Source organism: Asticcacaulis taihuensis, from assembly GCF_900100255.1.
Taxonomy (GTDB): domain Bacteria; phylum Pseudomonadota; class Alphaproteobacteria; order Caulobacterales; family Caulobacteraceae; genus Asticcacaulis; species Asticcacaulis taihuensis.
Genome location: NZ_FMTS01000008.1, coordinates 24,416 through 50,551, shown reverse-complemented (window position 1 = coordinate 50,551; position 26,136 = coordinate 24,416). Strand labels below are relative to the sequence as shown.

14 protein-coding genes are annotated in these 26,136 nt (G+C 60.1%); 9 read left to right on the top strand and 5 right to left on the bottom strand.

What is annotated here, in order from left to right; all coding sequences use genetic code 11:
* Positions 1-18: 18 nt before the first annotated feature.
* Complete coding sequence (locus BLO49_RS16155) at positions 19-762, bottom strand: FCD domain-containing protein (RefSeq protein WP_090650597.1); 744 nt, start codon at positions 760-762, stop codon at positions 19-21.
* A 729-nt stretch (positions 763-1,491) separates the two neighbouring features.
* On the opposite strand from BLO49_RS16155, the gene BLO49_RS16150 reads away from it, so the two are divergent.
* From BLO49_RS16150 to BLO49_RS16135, 4 genes are all read left to right on the top strand, one after another.
* A complete protein-coding gene (locus tag BLO49_RS16150; protein WP_090650450.1) occupies positions 1,492-4,515 on the top strand; it encodes a TonB-dependent receptor in 3,024 nt (1,007 codons plus the stop codon).
* Positions 4,516-4,721: 206 nt separating this feature from the next.
* Positions 4,722-6,233 (top strand): tryptophan halogenase family protein, encoded by a 1,512-nt coding sequence (locus tag BLO49_RS16145; RefSeq protein ID WP_090650449.1) that lies wholly within the window; start codon positions 4,722-4,724, stop codon positions 6,231-6,233.
* A 16-nt stretch (positions 6,234-6,249) separates the two neighbouring features.
* Positions 6,250-8,421 (top strand): GH92 family glycosyl hydrolase, encoded by a 2,172-nt coding sequence (locus tag BLO49_RS16140; protein WP_090650447.1) that lies wholly within the window; start codon positions 6,250-6,252, stop codon positions 8,419-8,421.
* A gap of 20 nt (positions 8,422-8,441) precedes the next feature.
* Positions 8,442-9,407: a family 43 glycosylhydrolase gene (locus BLO49_RS16135; protein WP_090650445.1), complete on the top strand. Its 966-nt coding sequence runs from the start codon at positions 8,442-8,444 to the stop codon at positions 9,405-9,407.
* Between the two features lie 157 nt (positions 9,408-9,564).
* Here the strand turns inward: BLO49_RS16135 and galA are convergent, their stop codons facing one another.
* Complete coding sequence (gene galA, locus BLO49_RS16130) at positions 9,565-12,078, bottom strand: beta-galactosidase GalA (protein ID WP_090650444.1); 2,514 nt, start codon at positions 12,076-12,078, stop codon at positions 9,565-9,567.
* Positions 12,079-12,307: 229 nt separating this feature from the next.
* Between galA and BLO49_RS16125 the strand changes: the two genes are divergently transcribed.
* The 3 genes from BLO49_RS16125 to BLO49_RS16115 are packed head-to-tail and all read left to right on the top strand — an operon-like array spanning position 12,308 to position 18,668.
* Positions 12,308-15,103: a glycosyl hydrolase 115 family protein gene (locus BLO49_RS16125; RefSeq protein WP_245679071.1), complete on the top strand. Its 2,796-nt coding sequence runs from the start codon at positions 12,308-12,310 to the stop codon at positions 15,101-15,103.
* Positions 15,104-15,120: 17 nt separating this feature from the next.
* A complete protein-coding gene (locus BLO49_RS16120; RefSeq protein WP_245679070.1) occupies positions 15,121-17,463 on the top strand; it encodes a GH92 family glycosyl hydrolase in 2,343 nt (780 codons plus the stop codon).
* Complete coding sequence (locus tag BLO49_RS16115; protein WP_139159722.1) at positions 17,415-18,668, top strand: histidine-type phosphatase; 1,254 nt, start codon at positions 17,415-17,417, stop codon at positions 18,666-18,668. The genes BLO49_RS16120 and BLO49_RS16115 overlap by 49 nt, the downstream gene beginning before the upstream one ends.
* Before the next feature lie 16 nt (positions 18,669-18,684).
* Here the strand turns inward: BLO49_RS16115 and BLO49_RS16110 are convergent, their stop codons facing one another.
* From BLO49_RS16110 to BLO49_RS16100, 3 genes are all read right to left on the bottom strand, one after another.
* Positions 18,685-20,886, bottom strand: a complete 2,202-nt coding sequence (locus tag BLO49_RS16110; protein ID WP_090650441.1) for a putative bifunctional diguanylate cyclase/phosphodiesterase — start codon at positions 20,884-20,886, stop codon at positions 18,685-18,687.
* Entirely contained in the window at positions 20,883-22,841 is a 1,959-nt protein-coding gene (locus tag BLO49_RS16105) for a sensor histidine kinase (protein ID WP_220083761.1), read from the bottom strand. Before BLO49_RS16105 ends, BLO49_RS16110 begins: the two co-directional genes overlap by 4 nt.
* 202 nt (positions 22,842-23,043) lie before the next feature.
* Entirely contained in the window at positions 23,044-23,988 is a 945-nt protein-coding gene (locus BLO49_RS16100) for a CHAD domain-containing protein (RefSeq protein WP_170828368.1), read from the bottom strand.
* Between the two features lie 131 nt (positions 23,989-24,119).
* Between BLO49_RS16100 and BLO49_RS16095 the strand changes: the two genes are divergently transcribed.
* The gene (locus BLO49_RS16095; RefSeq protein ID WP_170828367.1) at positions 24,120-24,785 is read left to right on the top strand and encodes a phosphoribosyltransferase; all 666 of its coding nucleotides are present in this window, start codon (positions 24,120-24,122) and stop codon (positions 24,783-24,785) included.
* Positions 24,775-26,130: an erythromycin esterase family protein gene (locus tag BLO49_RS16090; protein ID WP_090650438.1), complete on the top strand. Its 1,356-nt coding sequence runs from the start codon at positions 24,775-24,777 to the stop codon at positions 26,128-26,130. The genes BLO49_RS16095 and BLO49_RS16090 overlap by 11 nt, the downstream gene beginning before the upstream one ends.
* Positions 26,131-26,136: the final 6 nt, after the last annotated feature.

The following is a 26,136-nucleotide window of genomic DNA, read 5'->3' as shown; positions in this document are numbered from 1 at the left end:
GTATCTATTCCCCTGGCCTCAGCCGGCTTCGCTGCCGTCATTCATCTGGGATTCCAGGAACTTGCGGACATTTTCAATGTGACGCCACATGGCGACATAGGCCCCTTCCGGATCGCGGCGCAGCAGGGCGTCTACCAGTTCATTGTGGTCCATAACCCAGCGATCGCGGTAGTTTGGGTCGCGGATACGCTCGCTCAGGCGCGCCCACAGCGGATTGTTTTCCCGGCGATTGCGCAGTTGCTGTACGACCGCCACCAGTTCCATGTTCTGCGTGGCGCGGGCGATCGTCAGGTGGAAGCGGATATCCATGGCTTCCTTGACCTCCCCATAGGGGGCGCGCTGATGATCTTCATAGGCTTCGGAAATGGCCTTCAGGTCGAAATCTGTGGCATAGGTGGCGGCCAGGCGGGCGATATGGCTTTCCAGCCATTGCCGGGCCTGGAGCAATTCGAATGGACCGGCGGCGGGCAGGGCCTCCGGCATCTGGCTGGCCGGAATGTCGTTCAGTTTCAGGGCCTGCGCCTCCCAGGCGCGGCGTGTGACGTAGATGCCTGAGCCCTGCCGGACCTCGACAAGCCCCTTGACCTCAAGCATGACCAGCGCGTCCCGAATGACCGCCCGGCCGACATCGTAGGCCGCCGCCAGTTCGCGTTCGCTGGGCAGGCGTTCCACGGCCTTGAACTCGCCGGACATGATGCGCTCGATCAGATCCTGGCCCACGGCCTGGTAAAAGCGCGGTTCCTTATCTGGCGATGTGATCATTTTGGCCTTTTTCGGATTTAAGGCGGGCTTGGTTGTGCGCGCATTTGTATCGGTCCCGCGAGACGCCGGCAATATGACGTGTCCCCCCGATATGTACAATGGCTTTCTCTTCGAATCGGTCATCCAATTTCGCCCTGTTTAACGGCCGCAAGCTGAATGACGCGGTGTGGCGTCTTAGCGGTCCATCCTGCTTTTGTACAAACTGTTATCGCTCACATTGGTCTGCAACTCAACGGCGTGGGGTATTTGGATAACCAATTTGTGAAATTCGTCAAGTATGTGTCAATTTTTTGAAGCGGCAATAAATGCGTTAATATGCTGAATTAATACAGAAAAATATTTTTTGGCCAACCAATTTGAAGAAAATGATGTGCGAGATCAAGAAATATTGGTTGATCTATTTTGCTAAAAGCGTATATTGTGTGACAAAAGATATAAACCAAACAGGGTTCGCCAAAATGCTTATCAGTGAGTCAGGCTAGTTGGTAAATGGCATGATCGGTCGGCGGGTATCCGTACCACATGCAGAAGTGAAATGCGAAACCATCGAAATTGGTTGATGTGTCGCGTGCGATGAATTCAGTTTTCTAGTGTGATCTGCCGGCTGCAATTGCGGGGGCGGTAATAAGGTCCATCGCGACTGCGGCGGGCGTGCGTATTGGCTCAACCTGAATTCTGCGGGGCTTGCCGCGCAGAATTCAGAATAATCAAGAATAAAGGGAACAAAAAATGCAAAAAAAACACATTATCCTGGCGGGGGCGGCGACAGCGGCCTTGCTGATCGGCTCGTCGGCCTTTGCGCAAACGGCTTCAGGCACAGCGGATGCGGCAGCTCAGGCATCCCCGTCAGATACGACCGAAGTCGTAGTAACGGGTTTCCGCAAAAGCTATGCGGACGCAGTAAAATCCAAGCGTAACAATATTGAAATTACCGACGGTATCTCTTCGGACGGTCTGGGGCGTTTTCCGGATCTGAACGTGGGTGAAGCCCTGCAGCGCGTGCCGGGCGTCCAGATCAACCGCGAAGCCGAGGGCCGCAACGCCACCATCAACCTGCGCGGTATGCCAGGTTCTTATGCCCGCACCACTCTGAATGGTCAGGCGTTTGCTGATCCGCCCTCCCTGAGCAACGATTCCTCCGGTCCGCTGGGCGCCTTCAATTCGGATATCTTCAGCGCCTTCATGATCGAGAAGTCGCCCATGGCCAATGCCCAGTCGGGCGGCCTTTCGGGCAATGTCGACATGCAGATTGCGCCCGCCCTGTCGCGAAAGGATGGCGGCTTCGCCAAGGCAGCTTACGAATATAATACGCTTGGTAAGCTGTCGTCGCCGGCCTTTACCCTCGGCTACAACAAGCATATCAGCCCGACGCTCGCCGTTTTCGGAACGCTTGCCTACAAGCACGAAAACTTCCGCCGCGATACCCTGCGCTTCAACACCTACAGTGTCCTCACCGCTCAGGGGACTGGCCTTTCCGCCAGCGATTTTGCATCAAAATACGGCGCCTTCTATTCCCCGACGGCCTGCACCAGCTCTGGGACGGCCTTCTGTCGCTCCCTGGGCAGCGCTCTGAACATGACCGATGCTCAAGCGGCGGCCTATGTGGACAGCACGACGGGTTCCAAGGGCACGGCCGGCGCCTGGTATGACAGCGCCCTGCGTCAGTACACCCGCGTCAACGAGGGCGACCTGTGGACCGGTTCCGCCGGCCTTGAATGGAAGCCCAATGACGAAACCAAGCTCGGTATCGTCGGCTTCTATACGGATCGTAACCTGCCGAAGACGACGCAGTATTTCCTGATCAACTCGATGTGGGATGGCGCGGGCACTGTGGCCACGAATGGCGACCCGGTGGCGACTTCAGACGGACGCTACCTCTATCCTGACATCACGATGACCAATTTCCCGGCCAAGTCATCGACGCGCCTGTATTCGCAGCACCAGCAATCCAAGGGCCTCGTCGCCAATGCCGACTGGCGCAATGAAAAGTGGCGCGCCGCAGCCGTTCTGTCGATCTCAAACGGCCTGAGTTCGTCGCTTGAAACTGAACTCGATCTGCAGACCAATCCGAACTATTCGGGCGGAACGAATGGCATTACCGCCAATTTCAACACCGGCCTGGGCAGCCTGAGCGACTTCAGCTATGCCGTCACACCGACGCCTCAGAACTCCTTGATGCACGACTGGACGGTCTGGTCAGCGAGCGATCCTGAGAACTGGTACACGGCGGATGGCGCCTATAACCTCAACGTGTCAGGTTCTGAGAGCTATGCCTACAACCAGGTCAATTCGGCTCAGTTCGATCTTGAACGCTTTGTGGAGTTCGGCCCTATCACCAGCATCCAGGGCGGCGTGCGCCTTGAGCAAAACCGCTTCAAGTCCAAGGGCTTCCGTAACATGGCTTACGGGCTTCAGTTGCAAAACCTGACCGCCGATATGCTCGTCACAGCCCCGTCCGTCGATGACTTCATGGACGGCAACGCGGCGATCTCCAAGAACTGGCAAGTTATCGACCCTGAGAAGTTCCTGTCCGCCGTGACGCCGGTCACCGCTTATAATGGCGGCGGTCTGTCCAGCGTCGGTCTGAATATCCTCTATGCCGATGGCGCCTTTGCCAATTACAACTACACCAACAGCAACGACCTCACCGAAGCTTATATCCAGGCCAAGTACGACACCCAGATCATCGGGCATCGTGTCCGCGGTAACTTCGGCGTGCGCTATGAAGACACGGCCAACACGATACAAACGCTTGACCAGACCTCTGCGTTTGCTGACGGCGTAGGCTCGCTGTCCAATTTCAGCCTGCATGAAATCAAGAACAAGTATCATTACTGGTTGCCGTCGGCCATTTTCGCCGCCGATATCCAGGAAAATCTGGTTCTTCGTGGCGCCTACTACAAGACCTATGTCCGTCCGCAGGCGCGTCAGTATTCGCCGGTCTCCATCTTCGGGCAAGTTTTGCGTGACGGCAGCTCATCGACTCCGTCCATGGAAATTGACACGGCGTCTGTCACGATCGGGAATAACCAGCTCCATCCCTATCTGGCTGACTCTTACGACCTGTCCCTGGAATGGTACAATCGTCCGAACAGCCTGATCTCCCTGGCCTATTTCGACAAGAAGATCACGGGACGCATTGCCGGCACCAGCGATCCGGCCATTCTGTGCCCGGCGGATGGTTCCAACTGGGGTTATGGTGCGCTCAACTGGAACGGCACGAACTGTATCGCCACCAGCCTGAGCAGCAGCACGAAGACCGTCTACATCTACGCTTCCGGCAGCTACAATCTGGACAAGCCGACCTATGTGCATGGCCTTGAGTTCAACATCCAGCAGAACCTGGACTTCCTGCCGGGCTTCTGGAAGAACTTTGGCGGCAACTTCAACTACGCCTTCACACAGGCAAAGAGCCCGTCGCTGGCGCCGTTCCCAGGCATCTCGAAACACACCTATAATGTCATCGGTTATTACGAGACCACAAAGTGGGGCGTTCGCGCCACCTACAACTGGCGTTCGGATTATCCGCTTAACGCGAACGGCACCTACAGCGGCAGCGCCCGTTCGGTCAAGGCTCGTGGCCAGCTCGATCTCTCCGCGTCATACAATGTCAATGACCGGGTTACCGTATCCCTGGATGCGTACAACATGACGAACTCGAAGCGTTTTGAATACGAAAACGACTACAAGCTGGTTCGCTGGATCGACTACGATGGCAGCACCTATACCCTGACCGTCAAGGCGAACTTCTAGTCCTCTGCTTACCGTGCGGGTGGCTTTTCCCTACTGCCCGCACATTTGGGACCTCCAGGCGTCAATCTGCCCTATCTCCCTGATTGACGCCCACCTTCCCAGAAGCCTGGCTCCCTTCCCCAGGGGCCAGGCTCTTTTTTTGGAGTCGCTTTTCGTCGTCCTTTGTCGTTGGATGGGGAAGGGGGCGGGAAATCACAGGAGCCTGAATGCCTGAACCTATCCGAAAAATTGTCGTCGCCGGCGGTGGCACGGCCGGCTGGATGACGGCCGCCTGGTTCGCCCGGCTGTTGCACGGGACGCCGGTTGAGATCGTTCTGGTGGAAAGCGATGAGATCGGCATTGTCGGGGTAGGGGAGGCGACAACCCCCTACCTGCATGTGTTTAATCAGGTCATGGGCATCGACGAAGACGACTTTCTGCGATTCACCAGAGGGACGTTCAAGTTCGGTATCGAGTTCGTCAACTGGGGTGGAGCCGGACGGGCCTACCACCATCCCTTTGGGGCGCCTGGCCGGGATTACGGCCCCTTGCCATTTCACAGTGTCTGGCTGCGGCACGCGCTTGCCAATCCGTCTGACACCCTGGAAGCCTATAATCTGCAAAGCCTGGCTGCCCGGCACGGCAAATTCATGCGACCTTCCGGGGCCAATTCGCCTCTGGCGGACCTCACCTATGCCTTCCATTTCGACGCCAGCCTTTACGCCAGGTATTTGCGCCAGATTTCGGAAGCTGCCGGCGTCCAGCGTATTGAGGGCCGGATCGAGCAGGTTCGGCTGACGGCGGACGGTTCGATCGAAGGTCTGTCCCTGAACGAGGGGCGGTCCGTTGATGGCGATATCTTTATCGACTGCACAGGCTTCCGGTCGCTGCTTCTGGGCGAGGCCCTGGGTGTCGGGTTCGAGGACTGGTCGCACTGGCTGCCATGCGATCGCGCCTGGGCCGTCCCGACCGCCCGCGATGGCGCGCCGCTGCCCTTCACGCGGTCTACGGCGCGTGCTTCGGGCTGGCAGTGGCGCATCCCGTTGCAGCACCGCGATGGCAATGGCCTGGTTTTCGCCAGCGCTTTCATGAACGAGGCGCAGGCCGTCGATCAGTTGGTGGCCAATCTCGAAGGGCCGCCCCTGGCCGATCCGCGCCTGATCCGCTTCCGGACCGGCCGGCGAAAAAAGGTCTGGGAAAAAAACTGCGTTGCTATCGGCCTGGCCGCCGGTTTCCTGGAGCCGCTGGAATCGACCGCCATCATGCTGATCCAGAAGGCCATCGCCTATCTGCAATATCTCTTCCCGGACAAGGGATTTTCCGATGCGGACCGCGACCTCTACAATGCCGATATGGGGCGCGAATATGAGGTCGTGCGCGATTTTCTCATCCTGCACTATCGCGCCGGCGAGCGCAGGGACTCTGATTTCTGGCGTTACTGCGCGTCCATGTCCATTCCCGACAGCCTGCAAAACAGGATAGATCTCTTCCAGTCGCGCGGGCGTATTCAGGAAATTCCCGGAGAACAGTTCCGCATTCAGAGCTGGCTGGCGGTGATGTGGGGGCAGGGCCTTCGGCCCGCGGCGCCTGATCCCCTGGCCATGACACTTGACGAGGCAGCCTTGAATAAGTGGCTGGCGGAAATGCGCGATGTCATTGCCCGGTGCTGCGACTACATGCCGAGCCATAGCGACTTCATTGCCCAACATTGCGCGGCCAACCTGACCGTGCCTGAATGATGAAGCGGAAAGACGTATGAAAACCATCCTGTTATGCGCCGTCGCCTGTTTATGGACGCTTCCGGCCTACGCTCAGGTACCGCTCTACACTTACGTCAATCCGATGGTTGGGGTGGGGAATGACAATCAGGGCGATACAGTGCCGGGGCCGGCCCTGCCGTCGGGCTCTATTCATCCCAGTCCGGAAACCCTGACCGGCAGCAATGCCGGTTATGATCCAGCGGCGCCGATCAGCGGTTTTGGCCAGTTGCATACGCAAGGCTCCGGCGGGGTGACGACCTATGGCACCTTCCTGGTATCGCCGCAGGTCGGTGCGCCGGTGTTCGATGAGGCGGCGCACCTTTCCGAGAAGTCCGGCGAGCAGGCGGCGGCCGATCTGTATGCTGTGACGCTTGATCGCTACCAGACGCGCGTCGAGGTGACGCCCTCGCACTATGCCGCCATCTATCGCGTCAGCTTCCCGCAGACGGATCAGGCGCAGCTCGTCTTCGACATTACACGCAAGATCAAGGGACTGGTGGCCTCTGATCAGGCGGATGTGACGCTCTATCCGGCGGAAGGCAAGATCATCGGCCATGTGAAGGCCAAGGGCTACTGGAACCCGGCCCTGGTCGATATCTGGTTCTGCGCCAAGGTCGACCAGAAGCCCAAGGCCTGGGGCGTATTCAAAGGCGGCGAAACCCTTGCCGGCGCGACCTCGGGCGCCACCCCCGCCGATCAAAGGCTCGGCGCCTGGTGGTCATTCGATGCGCAAGGCGGGAAGCCGGTGCTGATGAAGATTGCCGTCTCCTTCACTTCCGCCGAGAAGGCCGAGGCCCTTCTGGATCATGACATCCCCGGCTGGGATTTCGACGGCGTCCGTCAGGCGGCGCAAGCGGCCTGGAACACCTCGCTCAGCCAGATCGAAATTTCCGGTGTGTCGGAAGCCAACCTGAAGCGCTTCTATACGGCGCTTTACCACACCGCCATCCAGCCGCGCGACCGCTCGCTCGACCAGGCCGACGCCGATCTCGGCACGCCCCATTGGGACGACTACTATACCCTGTGGGATACTTACCGCACAGAATTTCCGCTTATGTCGCTGATCCGCCCGCATGACTATGCCGGCAATATCGCTTCCATCGTCCATGCCTTTGATCGCTTCGGCGCCTTCGATACCGCCTTTATCGCGGGTCGGAACTACCATGTGGGCCAAGGCGGTGACGAGGTCGATAATGTCATCGGAGAGGGGCTGATCCGCGGCGTGCCCGGTGTCAACTGGCAGAACGCCTATCGCGTCACCCATTTCAACGCCTTCCAGCGCCGCAGCCCGCGCTACCTGAGCCAGCTCTATTTCGCGGTCGGCGACCAGAGCCCGGAGCCGGATAACCAGCGTGCCCGGTCGGGGTCATCCACCATCGGCTTCGCGCTCAATGACTTCTATGCCGGCAAGCTGGCAGAAGGCACCGGCCACACAAACGAGGCGGCGGTGTTGGCCTCGCGCGCGAAGATGTGGCGTAATGTCTGGAATGCGAAAACGGAAAGCGACGGCTATACCGGCTTCATCCTGCCGAAACAGGTTGATGGCGCCTTCCAGGACATCGATCCGAAACTGGGCTGGGACGGCAAGACCTACAACAATGTCGGTTTCTACGAAGGCACGGCGTGGATCTATTCCTACGACATGCTGCACGATATCCCCGGCATGGTCACCGCCATGGGCGGCCGCGATATGTTCATCAGGCGTCTCCAGCATGCCCTGTCATCGGGCCTGATCGATATCACCAACGAGCCATCCTTCGCAACGCCCTGGCTGTTCAGCAATGTCGGGCGGCCCGACCTGAGTACCTACTGGGCCAATGAGATTTTCAAGAAGTTTTCCGCCGACGCTTATCCGGGTGATGAAGACAATGGCGCCATGAGTTCGCACTATGTCTTTAACCGTATCGGCCTGTTCCCGAAGCTCGGCACCGACCTGTTCTATCTGCACGGGCCGCATCAGCCCAAAACCGTCATCCATCTGGAAAGCGGCAAGACCTTTACCCTCATCGCGCGCAATGCCGGCCCGGACCAGATCTACATCCAGACAGCCACTCTGAACGGCCGACCGCTGAATACACCCTGGATTTCGCAGGCCGAAATCATGACAGGCGGCACCCTTGAACTGACGCTAGGCAGCCAGCCCGGCCGTTGGGCGATGAAACCATAACCGTCAGGAGTCACAAGACTATGAAGACCAAGTGCAAATTGAAAACGGCAATAGGCATCGTCCTGGGACTGGCGGCTTTTTCAGCGGCGGCCCACGCCTTTGTAGGCGCGCCGATATCCACTCGTTTCAATGGCGACCCGTCGCCGCATTATTTCAAGGGCCGCTACTATCTGTACGCCACTAATGATCAGGACAATTCCGGCAAGTACTGGGATTCAACCGACTGGCGCGTCTTCAGCTCCAGGGACTTGGAACACTGGCAGGACGATGGGTCTTTCCTGTCGGTGAGCGTGTTCAAATGGGCGCGTCCTGATGCCAAGGCCTGGGCGCCGGAAGCCGCCTATCGCAATGGCAAATACTATTATTATGCGCCTGTCGGCGGCGACAAGATCGGTGTGGCCGTGTCGAAATCACCGGAAGGGCCGTTTGTCGATGCCAGGGGCGATGCGCTGATCGACAAGGCACGCGATGCCAATGCCGGCGCCGAGCCGATCGACCCTACCGTGCTGATCGATGACGACGGCCAGGCTTACCTGGCTTTCGGCACGCGCGTGCCCAAGATCGTCAAGCTGAAGCGCGACATGATCCATACAGACGGCCCGATCATGGACCTGGTCATCACCGGCTTCCCGTCGGATGATCCGAAGAAGAAGTACGGTGAAGCGCCGTTTTTCCATAAACATAACGGGCTCTACTATTTCAGCTTCTCGACGGGCTGGCCGGGGCAAATCGTCTATGCCACGTCAAAATCGCCGATGGGACCGTATGCCTACCGTGGTGTGATCCTCGACTACCTGCCGATCTCGACCAACCACCAGGCGATCATCGAGCGTCAGGGCAAGTCCTGGCTGTTCTATCATAACAGCCTCCTGCCGGGCGGCGGCGACTACAGGCGCTCCATCGCCATAGAGCCGATGATCTATAATCCGGACGGCACGATCAATGAAGTCCACCCGACTGCCCCGGCCGTTACGCGCCCAAAATAAAACCCGTGCTCTTTATCCTCCCCTCTTGGAGGGGAGGTGTCGAGCAAGCGAAGCGCGTCGAGACGGAGGGGTAAGAAACGCGCCCGCTTATGATTGCCACCTCTCCATCCCATCGTGGTTTGCGGCACCGGCTGCTGGCTGCTTTTCCGAATTTATACTAAATTTCCGCCGGCAAGGGCACGTCCATTGCCTTGAGCGTCACCCGGCCGGAGACGAGGCCATTGCTGCGTGCGATCACCGTCACGGTGCCGGCGGCTTTGTGCTGGCCTTGCAGGATCGCCTGAGCCAGACCATTGAAGGCCATGCGCGAGGTGGCATGATCGGCCTCATGGCTGGTCGGATTGCCATTGCCGACACCGATGATACGGGCCGGGCCATCGACATCGAAGTGGATCAGGTTGTCGGCCCGCGGCACGGGGACGCCGGCGCGGTCGAACACCTCGGCCTTCAGCATGATGACATCGCGCCCATCGGCACTGAAGCTGCTGCGGTCCGCCGTCAGGGTGACGCTGTAGGCCAGCCCCGCCGTCTTGCGCGTCTGCTTCATCACCACCTTGCCGTTCCTGTAGCCATAGGCGGTGATCGATCCCGGCGCGTAGGGCACCGACCATTCGAGGTGGCGATCTTTCACGACCGTCTTTTGGCCCGCGCTCTTGCCATTGACGAACAGTTCTACCGCGTCGAGATTGGAATGGACCCAGACCGCGATATCCTGGCCTTCCTGTCCCTCCCAGTTCCAGTGCGGGAAAAGGTGCATGACCGGCTCGGACTGCCACCAGGATTTGTAGTAATAATAGATGTCTTTCGGGAAGCCGCAGGTATCCAATATACCGAAATGCGAGGAAATTTCCGGCCAGCGATTGAAGGGGGTCGGTTCGCCGCGATAGTCGAAACCGGTCCATACCAGCCCGCCGGAGAGATAGGGTTTGGAATTATACAGCGTCCACCAGGCCTCGGCCGTCTTGGCATAGGAGGGGGCGTCGAGATCATAGGCGCGTACATAGCCCTTCACATCATCACGGACATATTCGCCGCGTGTCGAAACTGCGCTGGCTGTCTCGGTGCCGACGATCGGCATGTCGGGGTAGAGCTTGCGGAATGGCTCGATATCCGATTCATGATAGTTGAAGCCCATCACATCAAGCGCCGGCGTGATGCCGTGGCCCATATAGTGGTTCATGGCGGCCGTGACCGGCCGGATGGGATCGAGCGACTTGACCAGTCGGCGCATGTCCATGGCGATCTTTAAACCCCGTTCGGTGCCCTGTTGCGCCGTTTCCTCATTGCCGATCGACCACAGGATAATGCTCGGATGATTGCGGTCGCGGCGGATCAGGGTTTCCAGTTGTTCGAGCCCGGTCGGCGTCGAGGTCATCATCCGGGTCTCATCAATCACCATCATGCCCAGCTCATCGCAGGCGTCCAGCAGTTCGGTCGTCGGCGGGTTGTGCGAACAGCGCCAGGTGTTTGCGCCCATGTCTTTCAGTTGCTTTACGCGCCAGTATTGCATGGCATCCGGAATGGCGACGCCAACGCCGGCATGGTCCTGGTGATTGTTAGTGCCCTTGATCTTCATTCCCTGGCCATTGAGGAAGAAGCCTTCCTTGGCATCGAAGCGGACATCGCGGACGCCGAACCGGCTGATGCAGGTGTCGATGACCGTGTCACCGTCCTTCAGCTCTGTGAGCACCGTGTAGCGGTGCGGGTCGTCCAGCGACCACAGTCGTACCGGCGAGAGGACGCCGGTCTGACTGAGGGTGGCGCCCTTGCGCGCTTTCACATCGGTGGCGCCGGTCAGTTGCGTCACCACCTTGCCGTCCTGGTCCATCACGGTCGAGACGACCTGGAGTTGGCGGTCGCTATCGGTGGCATTTGTCACATCGGTGTCGATCGACAGCTTGCCGGAGGTATCGGCGCGAACGCATACGCCCCACTGATCGATATAGGTGCGCGCCGTCTTGACCAGCCAGACGTGGCGATAGATGCCGCCGCCTTCGTAGAACCAGCCTTCGCCCAGGGTGGCGTCGGCGCGGACCACAAGCACGTTCGGGCCATCGACATTGATGAAGTTGGTGATATCGACGGTCACCGGGCAGTAGCCGCTGTCATGACGCGTCAGGATATAGCCGTTGAAGATGATGGTGGCGTCGCGGAAAATGCCGTCGAACTCGATCGTCAGGCGCTTGGCTTCGTCGGCCTTGGTGAGGGTGAACACCTTGCGATACCAGCCGATGCTGTTTTCCGGGAACTTGCGCCCCACGGCCTTGTAGCCATGACCGGCGGCGGAATCACCGTCCTCGGGGTTCGCCGGCGGTATGAAATAGTCGTTTTTGGCGAAAGGCAGGTCGATCACCCAGTCGTGCGGCAGGTTTACCGGCTGCCAGGTGCTGTCATCGAAATCGAGTGCGGCGGCGGTGGCGACATTGGCGCCCTGTTTGGCGAAGGTCTTCTGGTCGAGGCCAAAGTCGAAATCACGATGCACCTCGGTGGCGTGGCCCAGCGCAAAGCGCCAGCCGAAATCCAGCGACATGCGTTCGCGCGGTGCGAGGTCATCGGCGGGCTGAGCCTTTTGTGGCGCGCTCCAGGCGGGCGTAGCGGTCACAGAGTTTGGCAGCGGCACCGTCAGGAGGGCGGCAGTCTGGAGCAGGGCGCGGCGACTGTGCTGTATCACGATGAGTCCTTTCCGGCGGGATTTAGCGTTTTGGGGAGCCTATAATTGGTTGGCCAAATGATCAAGATCGTAACATGGCCGGCTTTGAAAATAGAGTGATTTAGACAGGATTTGTTTAGAGCGCTCTGGTTTTGCCTTGCGTTTACGTGACTGATCTGCTTGATAATTGGTCGATCAGTTTAAAGCGTGTCGCAAATAAGCTAGCGCTGATCAGGACGAGGAAGCGTCAATGAAGCGAAGCCGGCGAATATATGTGTCTGCTGTGGGGCTGATGGCTGCCATGATGGCGGGAGGCGCCTGGGCGCAGTCGCCGGATTTCGCGCTTTATGACGGCGGACATGTGGCCAGCGTCGTCTACAGCGGAAAGGGCGCCACTCCCGGCCTGGCGGCGCGAATGCTGGCCGGTGATCTGCAAAAAATAACCGGCCAGGCGCCGGTCGTTGCGACCCGCCTTGCGGCGTGCCGGCCCGACTGTGTCGTGATCGGCGATCTGGAAAGCCCGCTGGTGAAGCAACTGGCGCAATTCCATCATATCGATCTCGCGACCCTTTCGGGCGCCTGGGAACGCTACGGGCGCGTAGTCATCACCACATCTGCGCACCAGAATATCCTGCTGATCTACGGCGCCGATCGAAGGGGCATGATCTATGGCGTGGTTGACTTGAGCCGCGAAATGGGTGTGTCCGCGTGGGAATGGTGGGCCGATGTCGCGCCGCGCCGCGTCGAGCGCCTGCACGTGTCCGCCGCGCCCGTCACGTCGAAAGCCCCTTCCGTGACCTATCGCGGCATCTTTCTCAATGACGAGGATTGGGGCCTCAAACCCTGGGCAGCCAAGACCTACGATCCCCAGACCGGCAATATCGGCCCGAAAACCTATGCCCGCATTTACGAACTTATGTGGCGTCTGAAGGCCAATACCCTGTGGCCGGCCATGCACGATGTCTCGACGCCGTTCTACGATATGAAGGCCAATCCGAAACTGGCCAATGACTATGCCATTGTGATGGGCACCTCACATTCCGAAGCGCTGATGCGTAACAATTTCGGCGAGTGGAACGAAAAGCGTGATGGCGCTTTCAATATCTTCACCAATCGCAACCGCATGACGGCCTACTGGCAAAAGCGCGTGTCGGAGGTCAAGGGTTTCGACAATCTCTATACGGTGGGCCTGCGCGGCGTTCACGACACCCCGATGGAAGGCGCCGACACCCAGGATCAGGCGCGCCAGGGACTGCAAATCGCGCTCGACAGCGAACGCGATATCCTGAGCCGGACCTTAAGCAAGCCCGCTGACAAAATTCCGCAGACCATGACGCTCTACAAGGAGGTACTCGATACCTACCAGTCAGGCTTCAAGGTGCCGGAAGACATTACGCTTCTGTGGCCCGACGACAATTACGGCTATATCCGCCAGTTGCCGACCGAGGCGGAAATCCAGCGCCCCGGCGGTACGGGCGTCTATTATCACCTGTCCTATTGGGGGCAGCCGCACGATTATCTCTGGCTGGCCACCACCCATCCCGGCCTGATCGCCGAGGAAATGGGCAAGGCCTGGTCGCGTCAGTCGCGGCGCGAATGGATCTTCAATGTCGGTGATATCAAGCCCGCCGAGTTTCTCACGCAATATGCCCTCGATCTGGCCTTTGACGCCGATGGTTTCAGTACGTCACCGCGCGAGGCCTTGCGCCGGTGGGCGGCGACGCAGTTCGATGATGGCTCGGCGACGGACATTGCCGCCATACTGATGGATTATTACGACCTGGCCTTTAGCCGGCGGCCGGAGTTTCTCGGCTGGAACGGCGTCGAGCCGGTGACGCGGCCGCAGACCGATGGCTTTATCGGCGAGGATGGTTACGAGGCGCAGGCGCGCCTGGCGGCCTATGCCCGCCTGACCGCGCGCGCTGAAGCGCTGGGCGCCACCCTGCCGGTGGACAGGCAGGCCGCCTATTTCGAGCTGGTGCTTTACCCGGTGCGCAGCGCCGGTAATCTCAATAAGCGCATCCTGTCGCTCGATCTGGCGGCGCTTTATGCGCGTGATGGCCGCGCGGGCGCCAACAGCTATGTCAGGGACGCTCAAGCAGCGCAGGCGGGCATCGATACGGATACCGCCGCTTACAACGCCCTGGAAAACGGCAAGTGGCGCCATATGATGGATGCCCGGCCGCGGGATTTGCCGGTCTTTACGCCGCCCGCCTGGCCGCACTATGCCGCCTCGGACCGGACCGGCTGTGACCTGGCTTTTTCCGGCGGGCGGGTGATCAATGCCCATGATTTCCCGCGCCTGACCTTTGTGCGTGGCGTGCCCGGCGATCAGGTGATCGAGGTCTACAGCCGCGAGGCCAAAGACACGCCGGTGACGATCACGCCAATCGCCGGTATCAGCACCGATACGACGCGCCTGACGCTCGATGAAGCATCGCGCTGGCAGTCGCGTCTTGGGTTCCACTGGAACGGGCAGGGGCAGTCAGGCCGGATGACGATCACCTGCGGCGCCCAGACCTTCAACGTGCCCGTTGATGTGGTGGACGGGCCTTCCGCACCGGTCGATGCCGTTGAGACGGAGCGGCAGGTGACGATCCCGGCGGCGTCGACCGCTTCGGGTGACTGGGAGGCAATCGACGAACTCGGCAGCCAGGGTCGCGTCCTGCGTTCGCGCCTCGATCTGCCGGGCCATCGCCAGCCTCAGGTTGTCACCCCCCTGAGCTACAGTATTTTCACCACCAGCGCAGGCGAGGCTGACCTCACCGTGATTGCCCTGCCGACCCATCCGCTATCGCCGGAGACCGGGCTCAAGGTCGGCGTTCAGGTTGATGACGGCCCCATCCAGACGGTCGATTTCAAGACGGTCGGCCGCAGCGATACCTGGAAGCGCAATGTGCTGAGCAATACGGCCTTGGGGCAGGCGGGAAAGGTTAGCCTGTCGCGCGGCGACCATGCGGTGAAAATCTATGCTCTCGATCCGGGCGTTGTGTTGGATCGTATCGAATTGACCTTCCCCGGCGCGCCGCAGCGATATGCGCCCTGAGATAAATGGATTCACACATGTACCGGTTTCAGATTCTGCCCCTCGTGGCGTTGTTCACTGTCGCTCTTAACGGGACGGCCCTGGCTGACCCCGCCGGATCGGTCGCACAGGCGCAGGAGCTGTCCGCTCTGGTCGATCCCTTTGTAGGCGTGGATGGCGGGTCAACCGTCGGCGGCAACACCGTGCCCGGCGCGCAGATACCCTTCGGCTTCGTCACCTTCAGCCCGGATACCACCAGGGGCGATACCAATGGATATGACTCAGCCAGCCCGATCATGGGCCTGAGTCTGACCCATGTCAGCGGCACCGGAGGTGACAGTCAGTACGGTAATTTCAGGATATCGCCGACCGTTGGCCTGCTGCGTGCCAATCATCTGGTCTTTGCCAAGAGTCAGGAGACGGCCTCGCCCGGCTATTACAGTGTTGTTCTGGGTAATGCGCCAGACGAAGCCATCAAGACCGAAGTGACGGCCACGCGCATGGTCGGCTTTATGCGCCTGACATTCCCGACGGCTGCGGGCGAGCGGGCCTCTATGCCAGGCAATGTTATTCTGAATGTCAGTTCCATTGTCGAAATGGGTGGCAAGGGGCAGCGCGCAACCGCTTCCCATGTCGATATTATTGACGATCATACTCTGTCCGGCTGGGCCAGTTTTGAGGGCGCCTGGAACCCGACGCCTTACAGGATTTATTTCTATGCCGTCTTTGATAGGCCGTCCCAGGAGGTCGGTGCCTGGAGGGCCAGCCAGGGTGGCTTTGAAGCACATCCCGGTACCGGCAGTCTGAACGGCCTTCCGCAAAGCCTGAGCCCGGCTCATAAGCAAAGCGTCATGGTCGATTACGATATCGACCAGGCCTTTGCCCACAAGTTAGGCGGCTATGCACGATTTGACATTGCCAAAAACCCTGTCGTCCAGGTGAAGGTCGCAGTGTCTTTTATCAGTGCGGAAAAGGCGAGGGCGCATCTGGCCGCCGAGGCGCCGGGTTGGGATTTTGACGCCGTGCGCCTGCGCAGTCAGGCGCTCTGGGACCAGGCACTGTCAAAAATCACCGTGGACGGCGGCACGGAGGCGCAAAGACGCATCTTCTATACGGCGCTCTATCACAGCGAAACCATGCCCCACGATCTGAGCGGCGACAATGCCTGGTGGGACTCGATCGAGCCGCATTACGAAGACTTCTATACGCTGTGGGACACCTTCCGGACCCTGCATCCCTTGCTGACACTGATAGAACCCCAAAGGCAGCGCGACATGATACGCTCCTTACTGGACACCTATAAGCATACCGGCTGGCTGCCGGATGCCCGCATAGCCGGCGCCAATGGCATGACACAGGGCGGATCGAACGGCGATGTGGTTGTGGCGGATGCTATCGTCAAGGATCTGGGCGGCTTTGACTACGATCTGGCCTATGCCGCGCTGAAGACCGACGGGGAGGTCGAACCCGATCAGCCGCTGCTTCAGGGCCGGGTTCTGAAGGACTATCTCAAGCTCGGCTATGTGTCCCTAAGCCAGCCGCGCTCGGCTTCGCGCACCCTTGAATATGCCTATAACGACTTCGCCATAGCCGAGGTGGCCAGCAAGCTTGGCAAACATGACGATGCCGCGCGTTATCTGGCGCGGTCTCAGGGCTGGAGAAAACTGTGGGACGACAAGCTGGGCTGCATCCGTCCACGCTATGCCAATGGCGAGAGGCTTGAGAATTATAGCTGTACCTATGACTATCCGGACAAGTCCACGCCCTGGTGGGAAGCGCCCTATTATGAGGGCAGCGGCCAGCAGTACTCAACCTACGTGCCGCACGATGTTTCCGGCCTGATCAGCCAGGTCGGCGGTTCGGAAGCCTTTACGGGCTGGCTCGACCGCCTGTTCGACACGGGCCATTATTCCCAGGGCAATGAGCCGGATATTCTGGCGTCTTATCTCTATATTCACGCCGGTCGACCGGACCGGACCGCCAAACGAATCCGCCAGATCATGGCGGATAACTATAGCCTGAAACGGACAGGCCTGCCCGGCAATGATGACGCCGGCGCCATGTCGTCATGGTTTGTCTGGAATGCCATCGGCCTGTATCCCAATGCCGGACAACCCTTTTACTATATCGGCTCCCCCCTGTTTGCCGCCAGCACCGTTCATCTCGAAGGCGGCAAAAACTTCACCATCCGCGCCCATAACAATTCTGCCGATAATATATATGTGGTCGCCGCACGCCTGAACGGCAAAGCGTTGAGCCGCGCCTGGCTCACCCATGAGGAAATCGTCTCAGGCGGCACGCTTGACCTCGATATGGCGCCCGTGCCCGGCACATGGGCAAATCAGTTTACCAGTCCCCCAAGCATTATCAGCCCGCAATGACCCGTTCCCGCATCCTGACATTCGCAACCCTTTTCCTGTGCCTGGCCGTCCTTCCGCACTCAACGGCCTATGCGAAGAATAAAAACCTGACCCTCGAAAGGGTGGTCATCCTGATGCGTCACGGCATAAAGCGGCCCAATAGTGATCCGCCCCTGCCTGCAGGGCTCACCAATCAGGCCTGGCCGGCCTGGACTGTACCGCCGGCCAGCCTGACCCCTCATGGCGAGCAGGTCATTGCCCGCATAGCCGAATTCGACCGCTTGACTTATTCAGGCTTACTGGGCCCGGCTTGCCCGCCGGCGGGCGCCGTACATATTGTGGCGGATACGGATCAGCGCACAATAAGGACGGCTGAGGTCTATGCCGCCACGGCATTTAAAGGCTGTGATCTTAAGGTGGAACATGCCGGCGAGGGCCATACCGATGCGCGGTTTTCGCCGTTTAACGCAGATGTGGTGTCGCCGCCACTGGATCGAAAAGCCTTGATCGATGAGGCGCTGCCGTCGGGCGGCATGGCCTCCATTGATAAGGCTCATAAATCCGATTACACGCTTTTGAGTGAGGTTCTAAACCTTAAAAACCAGCCGGGCTGTCAGGTCGATAAGGTTTGCAGCCTGACCGACATACCCTCTGTGCTTGATGTCAGTGGCCGCGATCCAAAGGTGAGCGGTGCCCTTAAGATCGCCTCCAGCCTGTCGCAAATTCTCATGCTGGAATATGCCAATGGCTTCCCGATGAATGAGGTGGGATGGGGCAAGGTGAGCGAAAGGCAAATTACCGCCTTGTCGGCCCTTCACGCCGAAGAATTCCGGCTGATTGCCCGCCCTAAGGCCGTGACGACCTATGCGTCTGCCGCGCTTTTGAAAGAGATTGAGGCGGCCCTGTTTGATCCGACAGCCAGTCCTTATACGCTGCTCGTCGGTCATGACGGCAATATCGCTTATGTGGGCGGCGCCTTGGGTTTACACTGGCAGGCCCGGGGGTTTGCCGCCGATGATCCTCCGCCCGGCGGTGCGCTGATTTTTGAACTCGGGCATGATGGCGCTGGACAGGAATTTGTACGTGTGCGTTTCCGCTCTCCATCGCTGGATCAAATGCGGAACCTTACGCCACTCGGAAGCAGGGCATCGACCCGCATTCCTCTTCCACTTTGCGGAAAAAAGGCCGAGTGCGGAGCGGCCGAATTTCGGGCGCTTATCCCTTAAGACAGATTTGAATCCGTCAGCGGGTGCCTGATTTTTTCTGTGGTAGTGTGGCGACGTCGGCCGTCTGCATTTGGCGCAAAAGATCCTCGATCTGGGCAACCTCTACGGGGCGGCTGAACAGATAGCCCTGAATTTCCGCGCAGTTTTCACGGCGCAGGTGTTCAAGTTGCTCCGCCGTTTCGACGCCTTCGGCCACGCAATCGAGATTAAGGTCTCGTGCCAGTCCCAGAATACTATGGACGATGGCGGCCGTGCTGTGATCATTCACGATGTCGCGCACGAAAGAACGGTCGATCTTGATCCGGTCGAGCGGAAACCGCCGCAGATACCCCAGAGACGACCAGCCGGTGCCGAAATCATCAAGAGACAGCTTGACGCCCATGGCCTTCAGTTCTTCCATGACCCTTACGGTCACTTCGGTGTCATCGAGCGTCAGGCTTTCCGTCAGTTCGAGTTCGAGCCATTCCGGGGCCAGGCCGGATTCGTCCAGTGCGTCGCGGACCGCCCGGACGATATCCCCGCGATAAAACTGCTGGGCAGACAGGTTCACCGCAACGCGCACCTTAGGCAGGCCCTGGGCCTGCCAGGCGGCGTTCTGCAGGCAGGCGGTACGCAGCACCCAGCGGCCGACCTCGACCATGCGCCCATGTTCTTCCAGCAGCGGGATGAACAAGGCCGGCTGGATAAGGCCCTCGGTCGGGTGATGCCAGCGCAGAAGCGCCTCCAGGCCCGTGATGCTGGAATCGCTGACCGATACCTGCGGCTGGTAATGAAGGGCAAATTCGCCGCGTTCGCAGGCGCCGTAAAGATCGTTAGACAAGGTGTGCCAGCGTTCGGCCGCCATGGTCAGGTCGCTGGTGAACAGGCGGTAGGTGCCGCGGCCGTTCTTCTTGGCCTGGTACATGGCGGTATCCGCGGCCTGGAGGAGGGCGGAGGGGCTGTCTCCATCGGCCGGATACATGCTGATGCCGATACTGGTGCCGATGCGAAGCGTGTGGCTGCCGAAATGGAAGTCCGGCTCCAGGGCCGCCTGGATGCGCTGTGCCAGGCTCTCGGCATCGGCGCTGCCGGACAGGTCTTCGGCCGCGATAACGAATTCATCTCCGCCCAGGCGCGCCGGGGTATCACTGTCGCGCAGGACGCTGCGCAACCGCTTCGACACCTCTTCAAGCAGGGCGTCGCCGACAAAATGCCCCAGGCTGTCATTGATGTGTTTGAAATGATCGAGATCGAGGAGAAGCAAACCGACCTGCGTGTGGTCGCGGCGCGCCCGCGCAATGCCATGGCTGAGGCGGTCCATCAGCAGGGTGCGGTTGGGCAGGCCCGTCAGGGCGTCATGCATGGCGAGATAGCGGATACGGGCTTCCGCCTCTTTTCGCGCCTTGACATCGCGCAGGGTGCATTGAGCCAGCAATCTGTGGCCGACACGATAGGTGGTGCAGAGCACCTCGACGCTGACCGTGGTCGCGTCCGGGCGTTCCCAGGTCCATTCGGACCATTTCATTTCGCCGCTCTGCCGCAGCGTGTCGACGATCGTGCGGGCATCGCCCGCGGCCGCGAAAATGGGCAGGTCGTCGAGATAACGGCCGCGCACCTCATCCAGCGGCATGGCCAGGATATGGGCGCATTGCGCGTTGAGATCGTGGATCGTCCGCGCGTCGCAATCGATGACCAGTATGCCGTCGCCGGCGGTTTCAAAGAGGCGGCGATGCCGCAGTTCTGAGTCGCGCAGCGAGGCTTCCACAAGGTGGCGCGCCTCAACCTCCGCCTGGAGCGACATCTTCTGCGCCATAAGCTCGACGCGCGCCTTGCGAAGGGCGATGTGCGTCCGGACGCGGGCAATCAGTTCCTCGATCTGGAACGGCTTGGCGACATAGTCGACACCGCCGGCCGCAAAGGCCGATACCTTGCTGTCCACATCGGTCAGGGCGGTCATGAAAATGACCGGTATGTCGCGGGTCTGCGCATCGGCCCTGAGCCTGCGGCAGGTCTCGAAACCGTCCATGCCGGGCATCATGACATCAAGCAGGATAAGGTCGGGCTGGGCGTAGCGCAGCCGGTCGAGCGCTTCCTGACCGCCCAGGGCCACGAGAACCTCGTAACCACGGGCTTCCAGATGGTCGACCAGAAGGCCCAGATTGGCCGGGGTATCGTCCACCACCAGGATCTGCGGCAGGGCGGGGGACGGGTCCTGACCGTGCGGTAACAACGGGGTCATGCGGCGTCTCTTTCTCTGGCGGCGTCTTCGATCAGGCGTAAAACGGCAGGGGATTGATAGGCGGCGGCCAGGGAATCAAGCCGTTCGGCGAAGCCGCGATACTCAGGGCCGGCCGCGATAATTGCCGGCACGGCCTTGCGGATGGCTCGCAGGTTTCCGGCGCGGGCCAGAAAAAGCAGGTGGTCCAGTTGTGGCCCGAAAGGGGCTACCAGCGGTGCGCCAGCTTCGGTTTCTGGCAGGGGGGCTGCGCTGTCATCTGGCGCCTCAGCCACGGCATCCGGGGCCTCGAGCCTGGCCATTTCCTCATCCGAGCGGCCAAACGGCGCCTCGACAATGAAGCGGCTGCCACTGCCGATCCCGCTTTCCACGCGGATATCGCCGCCCATCATCTGGACGATATGGTAAGTAATGCTGAGCCCAAGCCCGGTGCCGCCACTTTTGTCGATGGCATTGCCGGCCTGCTCGAACGGCTGGAAAATGCGCTGGAGTTGATCCGGGCTGATGCCGACCCCGGTGTCGGTAACGCAGAAGCGCAGGCCGGTGTCATCCGTCGCGGAGGTGACGCAGGACACCTCAAGGCGGACCTCGCCGGACGGCGTGAACTTGATGGCATTGCCCAGCAGGTTGATCAGCACCTGGCGGATGCGCTTCTGATCCGCCATCACTAGACGGGGCACGTCATCCGCGATATCCACCGTGAATAACAGGCCCTTTTCCTCCGCGCGCAGACGTACCATCTGCGCCACGCTGAGCACGCACAAACGGATATCGAAGATGCCCGGCAGCAGTTCAAGCCGGCCGGCCTCCACCTTGGCGATATCCAGAATGTCGGTGATCATCGTCAAAAGATGCTCACCGCTGTGCTCGATCGTCTGGAGGGCCGCCAGGTCGCGCTCGCTTGAGTTCGTGGCTTTCAGAAACTGGGCATAGCCGAGAATCGCATTGAGCGGCGTGCGCAATTCATGGCTCATATTGGCGAGAAACTGCGACTTGGCCGAACTGGCGGCTTCGGCGGCCGCGCGGGCCTCGGCCAGCACACGGCTTTCCTCGGCCTGCTGGCGCTGGCGCGCTTCATAGAGCCGGCGCATCCCAAGGAAACGGAAGACGAGAAAACCGCCGGTCAGGACCAGCCAGACGCCCAGAATAATGAGATACCATTGATCAGTTGACAGCGAGACGCCGTGAAACTCAAGGGAGGTGACTTTTACGTCAAAGCGTCCATGCGGCGTCTGGCTGCCCGATGAAAAGGCGAGGGACACGATGTCATCCATGTCGGTGCCGGCCTCTTCGGCCGTAACGCCATGGCTTGTCAGCCACCATTGCTCGACGGCGAACTGCTCCGCGTTCAGGTGGATTTCGTTTACGCCTTGCGTCACGGGGAACTCCGCAACGAAGGGCATGGTCTCGCCGGGCTTGACCTTGCGGCCGAGTGACGCCGGCGCCGTGCTTTGCAGCAAGAGGCGCAGATGATCGCCGACGCCATGATAGGTCAGCCGGATCGTGACATTCTTATATTTCGAAAAATCGATCCCCTTGCCCTTGCCGGGAGCTTCGAACTGTAGGCCGTAGCCGCAATAGACGAATTTCGCGCCCTCGCGCAGATCACAGCTCCAGGTCAATGGTTTGGTCGTGTCGTGATCGATGGTGGAATTGCCGCCATCATCCTTGTCGCCATAGACGAAAGGATAATACTGGCCGACCCGCGATGTGAGGTCGAGGTGGCGGCTGGTTATGGCCTTCTGACCAAGCACTGCAGCGAAGGTCAAGGCAATCAGGAGGAATATCGCCGCCTCGACCTTTAGGTTGCTGTAGTGAAGCCAGCGATGGCGGGTATGCGTCTTGCGGTCGGAGGCCGAAGACTGCGGGCCGTCTTCCAGCAGGTTATGCGCCACAACCGTGGGGGCGATATCGTTGGCAAGCTTAACGCCTGATGTCCTGTTGTAACGCTTAGACAAACTGCACTCTCATACTTTGGGCGACTATTTGTATTTTTATGTCCTCCCTGTCGCCGGAGGTACGTATGATAATTATACAGAATGCTTATTAATCGGTTTCTGTCGGAAAATAATTATACTGCCCATGTTTATAGAGCACAATTTGTGCGCATATTGATTACTTGCTGCGGTATATGGATGCTTTATCCAGCAAAGGGCGCGATCAGTGCAGATGAGCCGCCGGTGTCTTGCGGGCCAGGGCCTTGGTCGGCGGAATAACCGGTGGTGCCGGTGGCGGGCGGCGCCAGCCTTTCCAGTGGCGGTTCACATCCGCGGCGAAGTCATCCGCCGAGCGGGCGTAAAGCGCCTGTCCCAGCCGGATGGCATCGTTTCGCAGCTTGCGGCGCTGACGCCTGGTCGCAGTGAGGAGGCGATCCGCCGGACTGCCCTCCGGGACCGGCCGAATTTGCTTCAATCGTTTCCTGAGGACGGCAAGATCCTGAATATGGCCCAGTATCTGGGCCAGGTGCCGGGCATCATCCTCGGTGCCGTCCATCGGCTTCGGCCAGATCGTGTTCAGATCATGTAGCTGATATTCAAGCACCTTTATCTGCTTGCGCCATTCGTGCAGATTGATGCCCGAAGGCTCCCGAACGACATTGGCAAAGGCGTTGCGATTGCGTCGGTATGTGCGCCGCATGGCTTTGGTGAGATCGGATTTTTTGATTTTCAGCGCGGCCAGGTGAAGCGTGGTCCGTCTCGCCTGGATATTGTTGCGCACAGTTGCCAGGGCGTCATCACGGCCAGCGGGCAGCGGGGGCGCGATCAGGATTTCGCGCAGCCTGTCCGTTTCACCGGCATCGAAGTCGGTCGCCCCGGTTTCATTCAGATAGGCGAGGACTTCGGATATCACTTCATCATCGCGGTAGGTCCGCAGGCTTTTCGCGCAGTCCCTGAACAGGGTATTGGCCTTGTCGAACGCGATGCGGTCGAGTGATCCCCTGACCAGACGCAGGCAGGCGCGAATCTTCTTGGTGCCTGCCCGTACCGTATGCACGGTCGAGGTCTCGCCGGGGCCGGCATCCGGGGCCATCAGGAGATTGATCTCCTGATGCAGAAGGCGATCGAAGGTGGCCGCAAGCGCCTCGTGTTCCGTCTTCCGTGTCATGGCTGTTGCCCGTAAATCCGCTGAAGACCCTGTTTTTACCTCAAGGCGCCGCCGTCTCATTTGATTGGGGTCAAAGCCGTCAGATCCGTTTTTCCGCACACTGGGAAAGCTTTGTTCCAGGAGTGTGGACCATGATTTGTTTCCCTGATCGTGAAGCGGCGGGCCGCCAATTGGCGGCCGTGCTGAAGCCCAGACTAACCAGGCCGGATGCGCTTGTCCTGGCCTTGCCGCGTGGTGGCGTACCCGTGGCGTTCGAGGTCGCGCGCCTTTTGCACCTGCCGCTCGACCTCATGCTGGTGCGCAAGCTGGGCGTGCCGGGACATGAGGAACTGGCCATGGGCGCCATCGCCGACGGCGGGGTTGAGGTCATTAATGAGGATATCGTGCGCAGCCTGAGCATTGGTGATCACACCATAGCTGCGGTAGCGGCGCGCGAACGGGCCGAACTCGACCGCCGCAGCCGTGTCTACCGCCAGGGGCGGCCGGCGCCGGAGCTGAAAAACCGGACGGTCATCCTGGTCGATGACGGATGCGCGACGGGCGCCACCATGGAAGCGGCCATTCAGGCGTCGCGCCGGCGGGGGGCGGCCTGGATTATCGCCGCCGCACCGGTGGCGTCCGATTCGGCCTTCGCCATGATGGGCCGTCTGGCCGACGAGGCGGTTTGCGTCGCCGTGCCGGAGCCCTTCTATGGTGTTGGCCGCTTCTACACCGATTTCGGACAGACGCAGGACAGCGAAGTCATGAGCCTGCTGGCCCGGGCGGCGGAAACAAAAAGGCAGTCCCATGTCTCATGACGCCGCCCGCCACCTGGAGCGGCTGATCGCCGGCCAGGCGATCGCCCTGAAGGGAAATTCCGGGGATTATGACGCCGTACGCCGCCTGATCGGGAACGCGCGCTTTGTGCTGATCGGCGAGGCGACCCACGGCAGCGAGGAGTTTTATCGTTTCCGTGCCGGCCTGACCCGGCAGCTTATAGAGCAGGATGGCTTTTCGGCCGTCGCGGTCGAAGGCGACTGGCCCGATTGTTACCGGGTGAATCGCTTCGTGCGCGGTGACGAAAGGATCATCACGGCTGAGGACGCCCTGTCGGATTTCAAGCGCTTCCCGGCGTGGATGTGGCGCAATGAGGTTGTCGCTGAATTCGCGGACTGGCTGAGGGGGCACAATGCCGGCAAGCCAGCGGAAAAGCGGGCCGGTTTCTATGGCCTTGACCTCTACAGCCTCTACGCCTCCATCCAGGCGGTGATCACCTATCTCGATGAGGTTGATCCGCCCGCCGCCCACCAGGCACGGGACTATTACGCCTGCTTCGACCACGGCCACAAACTGGCTCGAAACCCGCAGCAATACGGTTATTCGACCGCTTTTGGCATCAGCGAGAGCTGTGAGCGTCACGCCATAGACACCCTGGTCACTCTGCGCCGGAATGCCGCGCAATATCTGGCGACGGACGGTTTCGACGCCGCCGAGGATTATTTCTCCGCCGACCACAATGCCCGGACTGTTGTAGATGCCGAGACCTATTACCGGGCCATGTTCCGCGGGCGTATCTCATCGTGGAACCTGCGCGACCGGCACATGGCGGAAACGCTCGACGCCCTGACGGAACATCTGGACCGGCAGACCGGGGCGCCGGCGAAGATCGTCGTCTGGGCGCATAATTCGCATGTCGGGGATGCGAGGGCCACCGAAATGGGGGCGGCCGGCGAGTTCAATATCGGCCAGCTCGTGCGCGAGGCCCATGGCAAGACGGCATTTCTGCTCGGCTTCTCCACCTGTTCCGGCGAGGTGACGGCCGCGTCCCGGTGGGACGGTCCCGCCGAACGCAAGTCCGTGCGCCGGGCCTTGCCGCAAAGCTACGAGGCCCTCTTCCATGACAGCGGATTGCCAAATTTTCTTCTGTCGCTGAAGGGCAGCGAGGCTCTGAACCTGCGCCTGGACATCAGCCGGCTCCAGCGCGCCATCGGCGTCCTCTACCTGCCGGAGACGGAACGGCAGAGCCATTATTTCTTCTCGAAATTGCCGGAACAGTTCGACGCCATCATCCATTTTGACCGGACGCACGCCCTGCGTCCCCTGGAGCCTTCGGCGCCATGGCACGAGGGCGAGGTCTTTGAAACCTACCCCAGCGGCTTTTGAGGGCAT

Excerpts from the sequence above, each read along its gene's own strand:
- BLO49_RS16125 (WP_245679071.1), top strand. The coding sequence starts at position 12,308 with ATGAAGCGAAGCCGGCGAATATATGTGTCTGCTGTGGGGCTGATGGCT.
- BLO49_RS16090 (WP_090650438.1), top strand. The coding sequence starts at position 24,775 with ATGTCTCATGACGCCGCCCGCCACCTGGAGCGGCTGATCGCCGGCCAG.
- BLO49_RS16150 (WP_090650450.1), top strand. The coding sequence starts at position 1,492 with ATGCAAAAAAAACACATTATCCTGGCGGGGGCGGCGACAGCGGCCTTG.
- BLO49_RS16100 (WP_170828368.1), bottom strand. The coding sequence starts at position 23,988 with ATGACACGGAAGACGGAACACGAGGCGCTTGCGGCCACCTTCGATCGC.
- BLO49_RS16095 (WP_170828367.1), top strand. The coding sequence starts at position 24,120 with ATGATTTGTTTCCCTGATCGTGAAGCGGCGGGCCGCCAATTGGCGGCC.
- BLO49_RS16145 (WP_090650449.1), top strand. The coding sequence starts at position 4,722 with ATGCCTGAACCTATCCGAAAAATTGTCGTCGCCGGCGGTGGCACGGCC.
- BLO49_RS16120 (WP_245679070.1), top strand. The coding sequence starts at position 15,121 with ATGTACCGGTTTCAGATTCTGCCCCTCGTGGCGTTGTTCACTGTCGCT.
- BLO49_RS16155 (WP_090650597.1), bottom strand. The coding sequence starts at position 762 with ATGATCACATCGCCAGATAAGGAACCGCGCTTTTACCAGGCCGTGGGC.
- BLO49_RS16115 (WP_139159722.1), top strand. The coding sequence starts at position 17,415 with ATGGGCAAATCAGTTTACCAGTCCCCCAAGCATTATCAGCCCGCAATG.
- BLO49_RS16140 (WP_090650447.1), top strand. The coding sequence starts at position 6,250 with ATGAAAACCATCCTGTTATGCGCCGTCGCCTGTTTATGGACGCTTCCG.
- BLO49_RS16110 (WP_090650441.1), bottom strand. The coding sequence starts at position 20,886 with ATGACCCCGTTGTTACCGCACGGTCAGGACCCGTCCCCCGCCCTGCCG.
- BLO49_RS16135 (WP_090650445.1), top strand. The coding sequence starts at position 8,442 with ATGAAGACCAAGTGCAAATTGAAAACGGCAATAGGCATCGTCCTGGGA.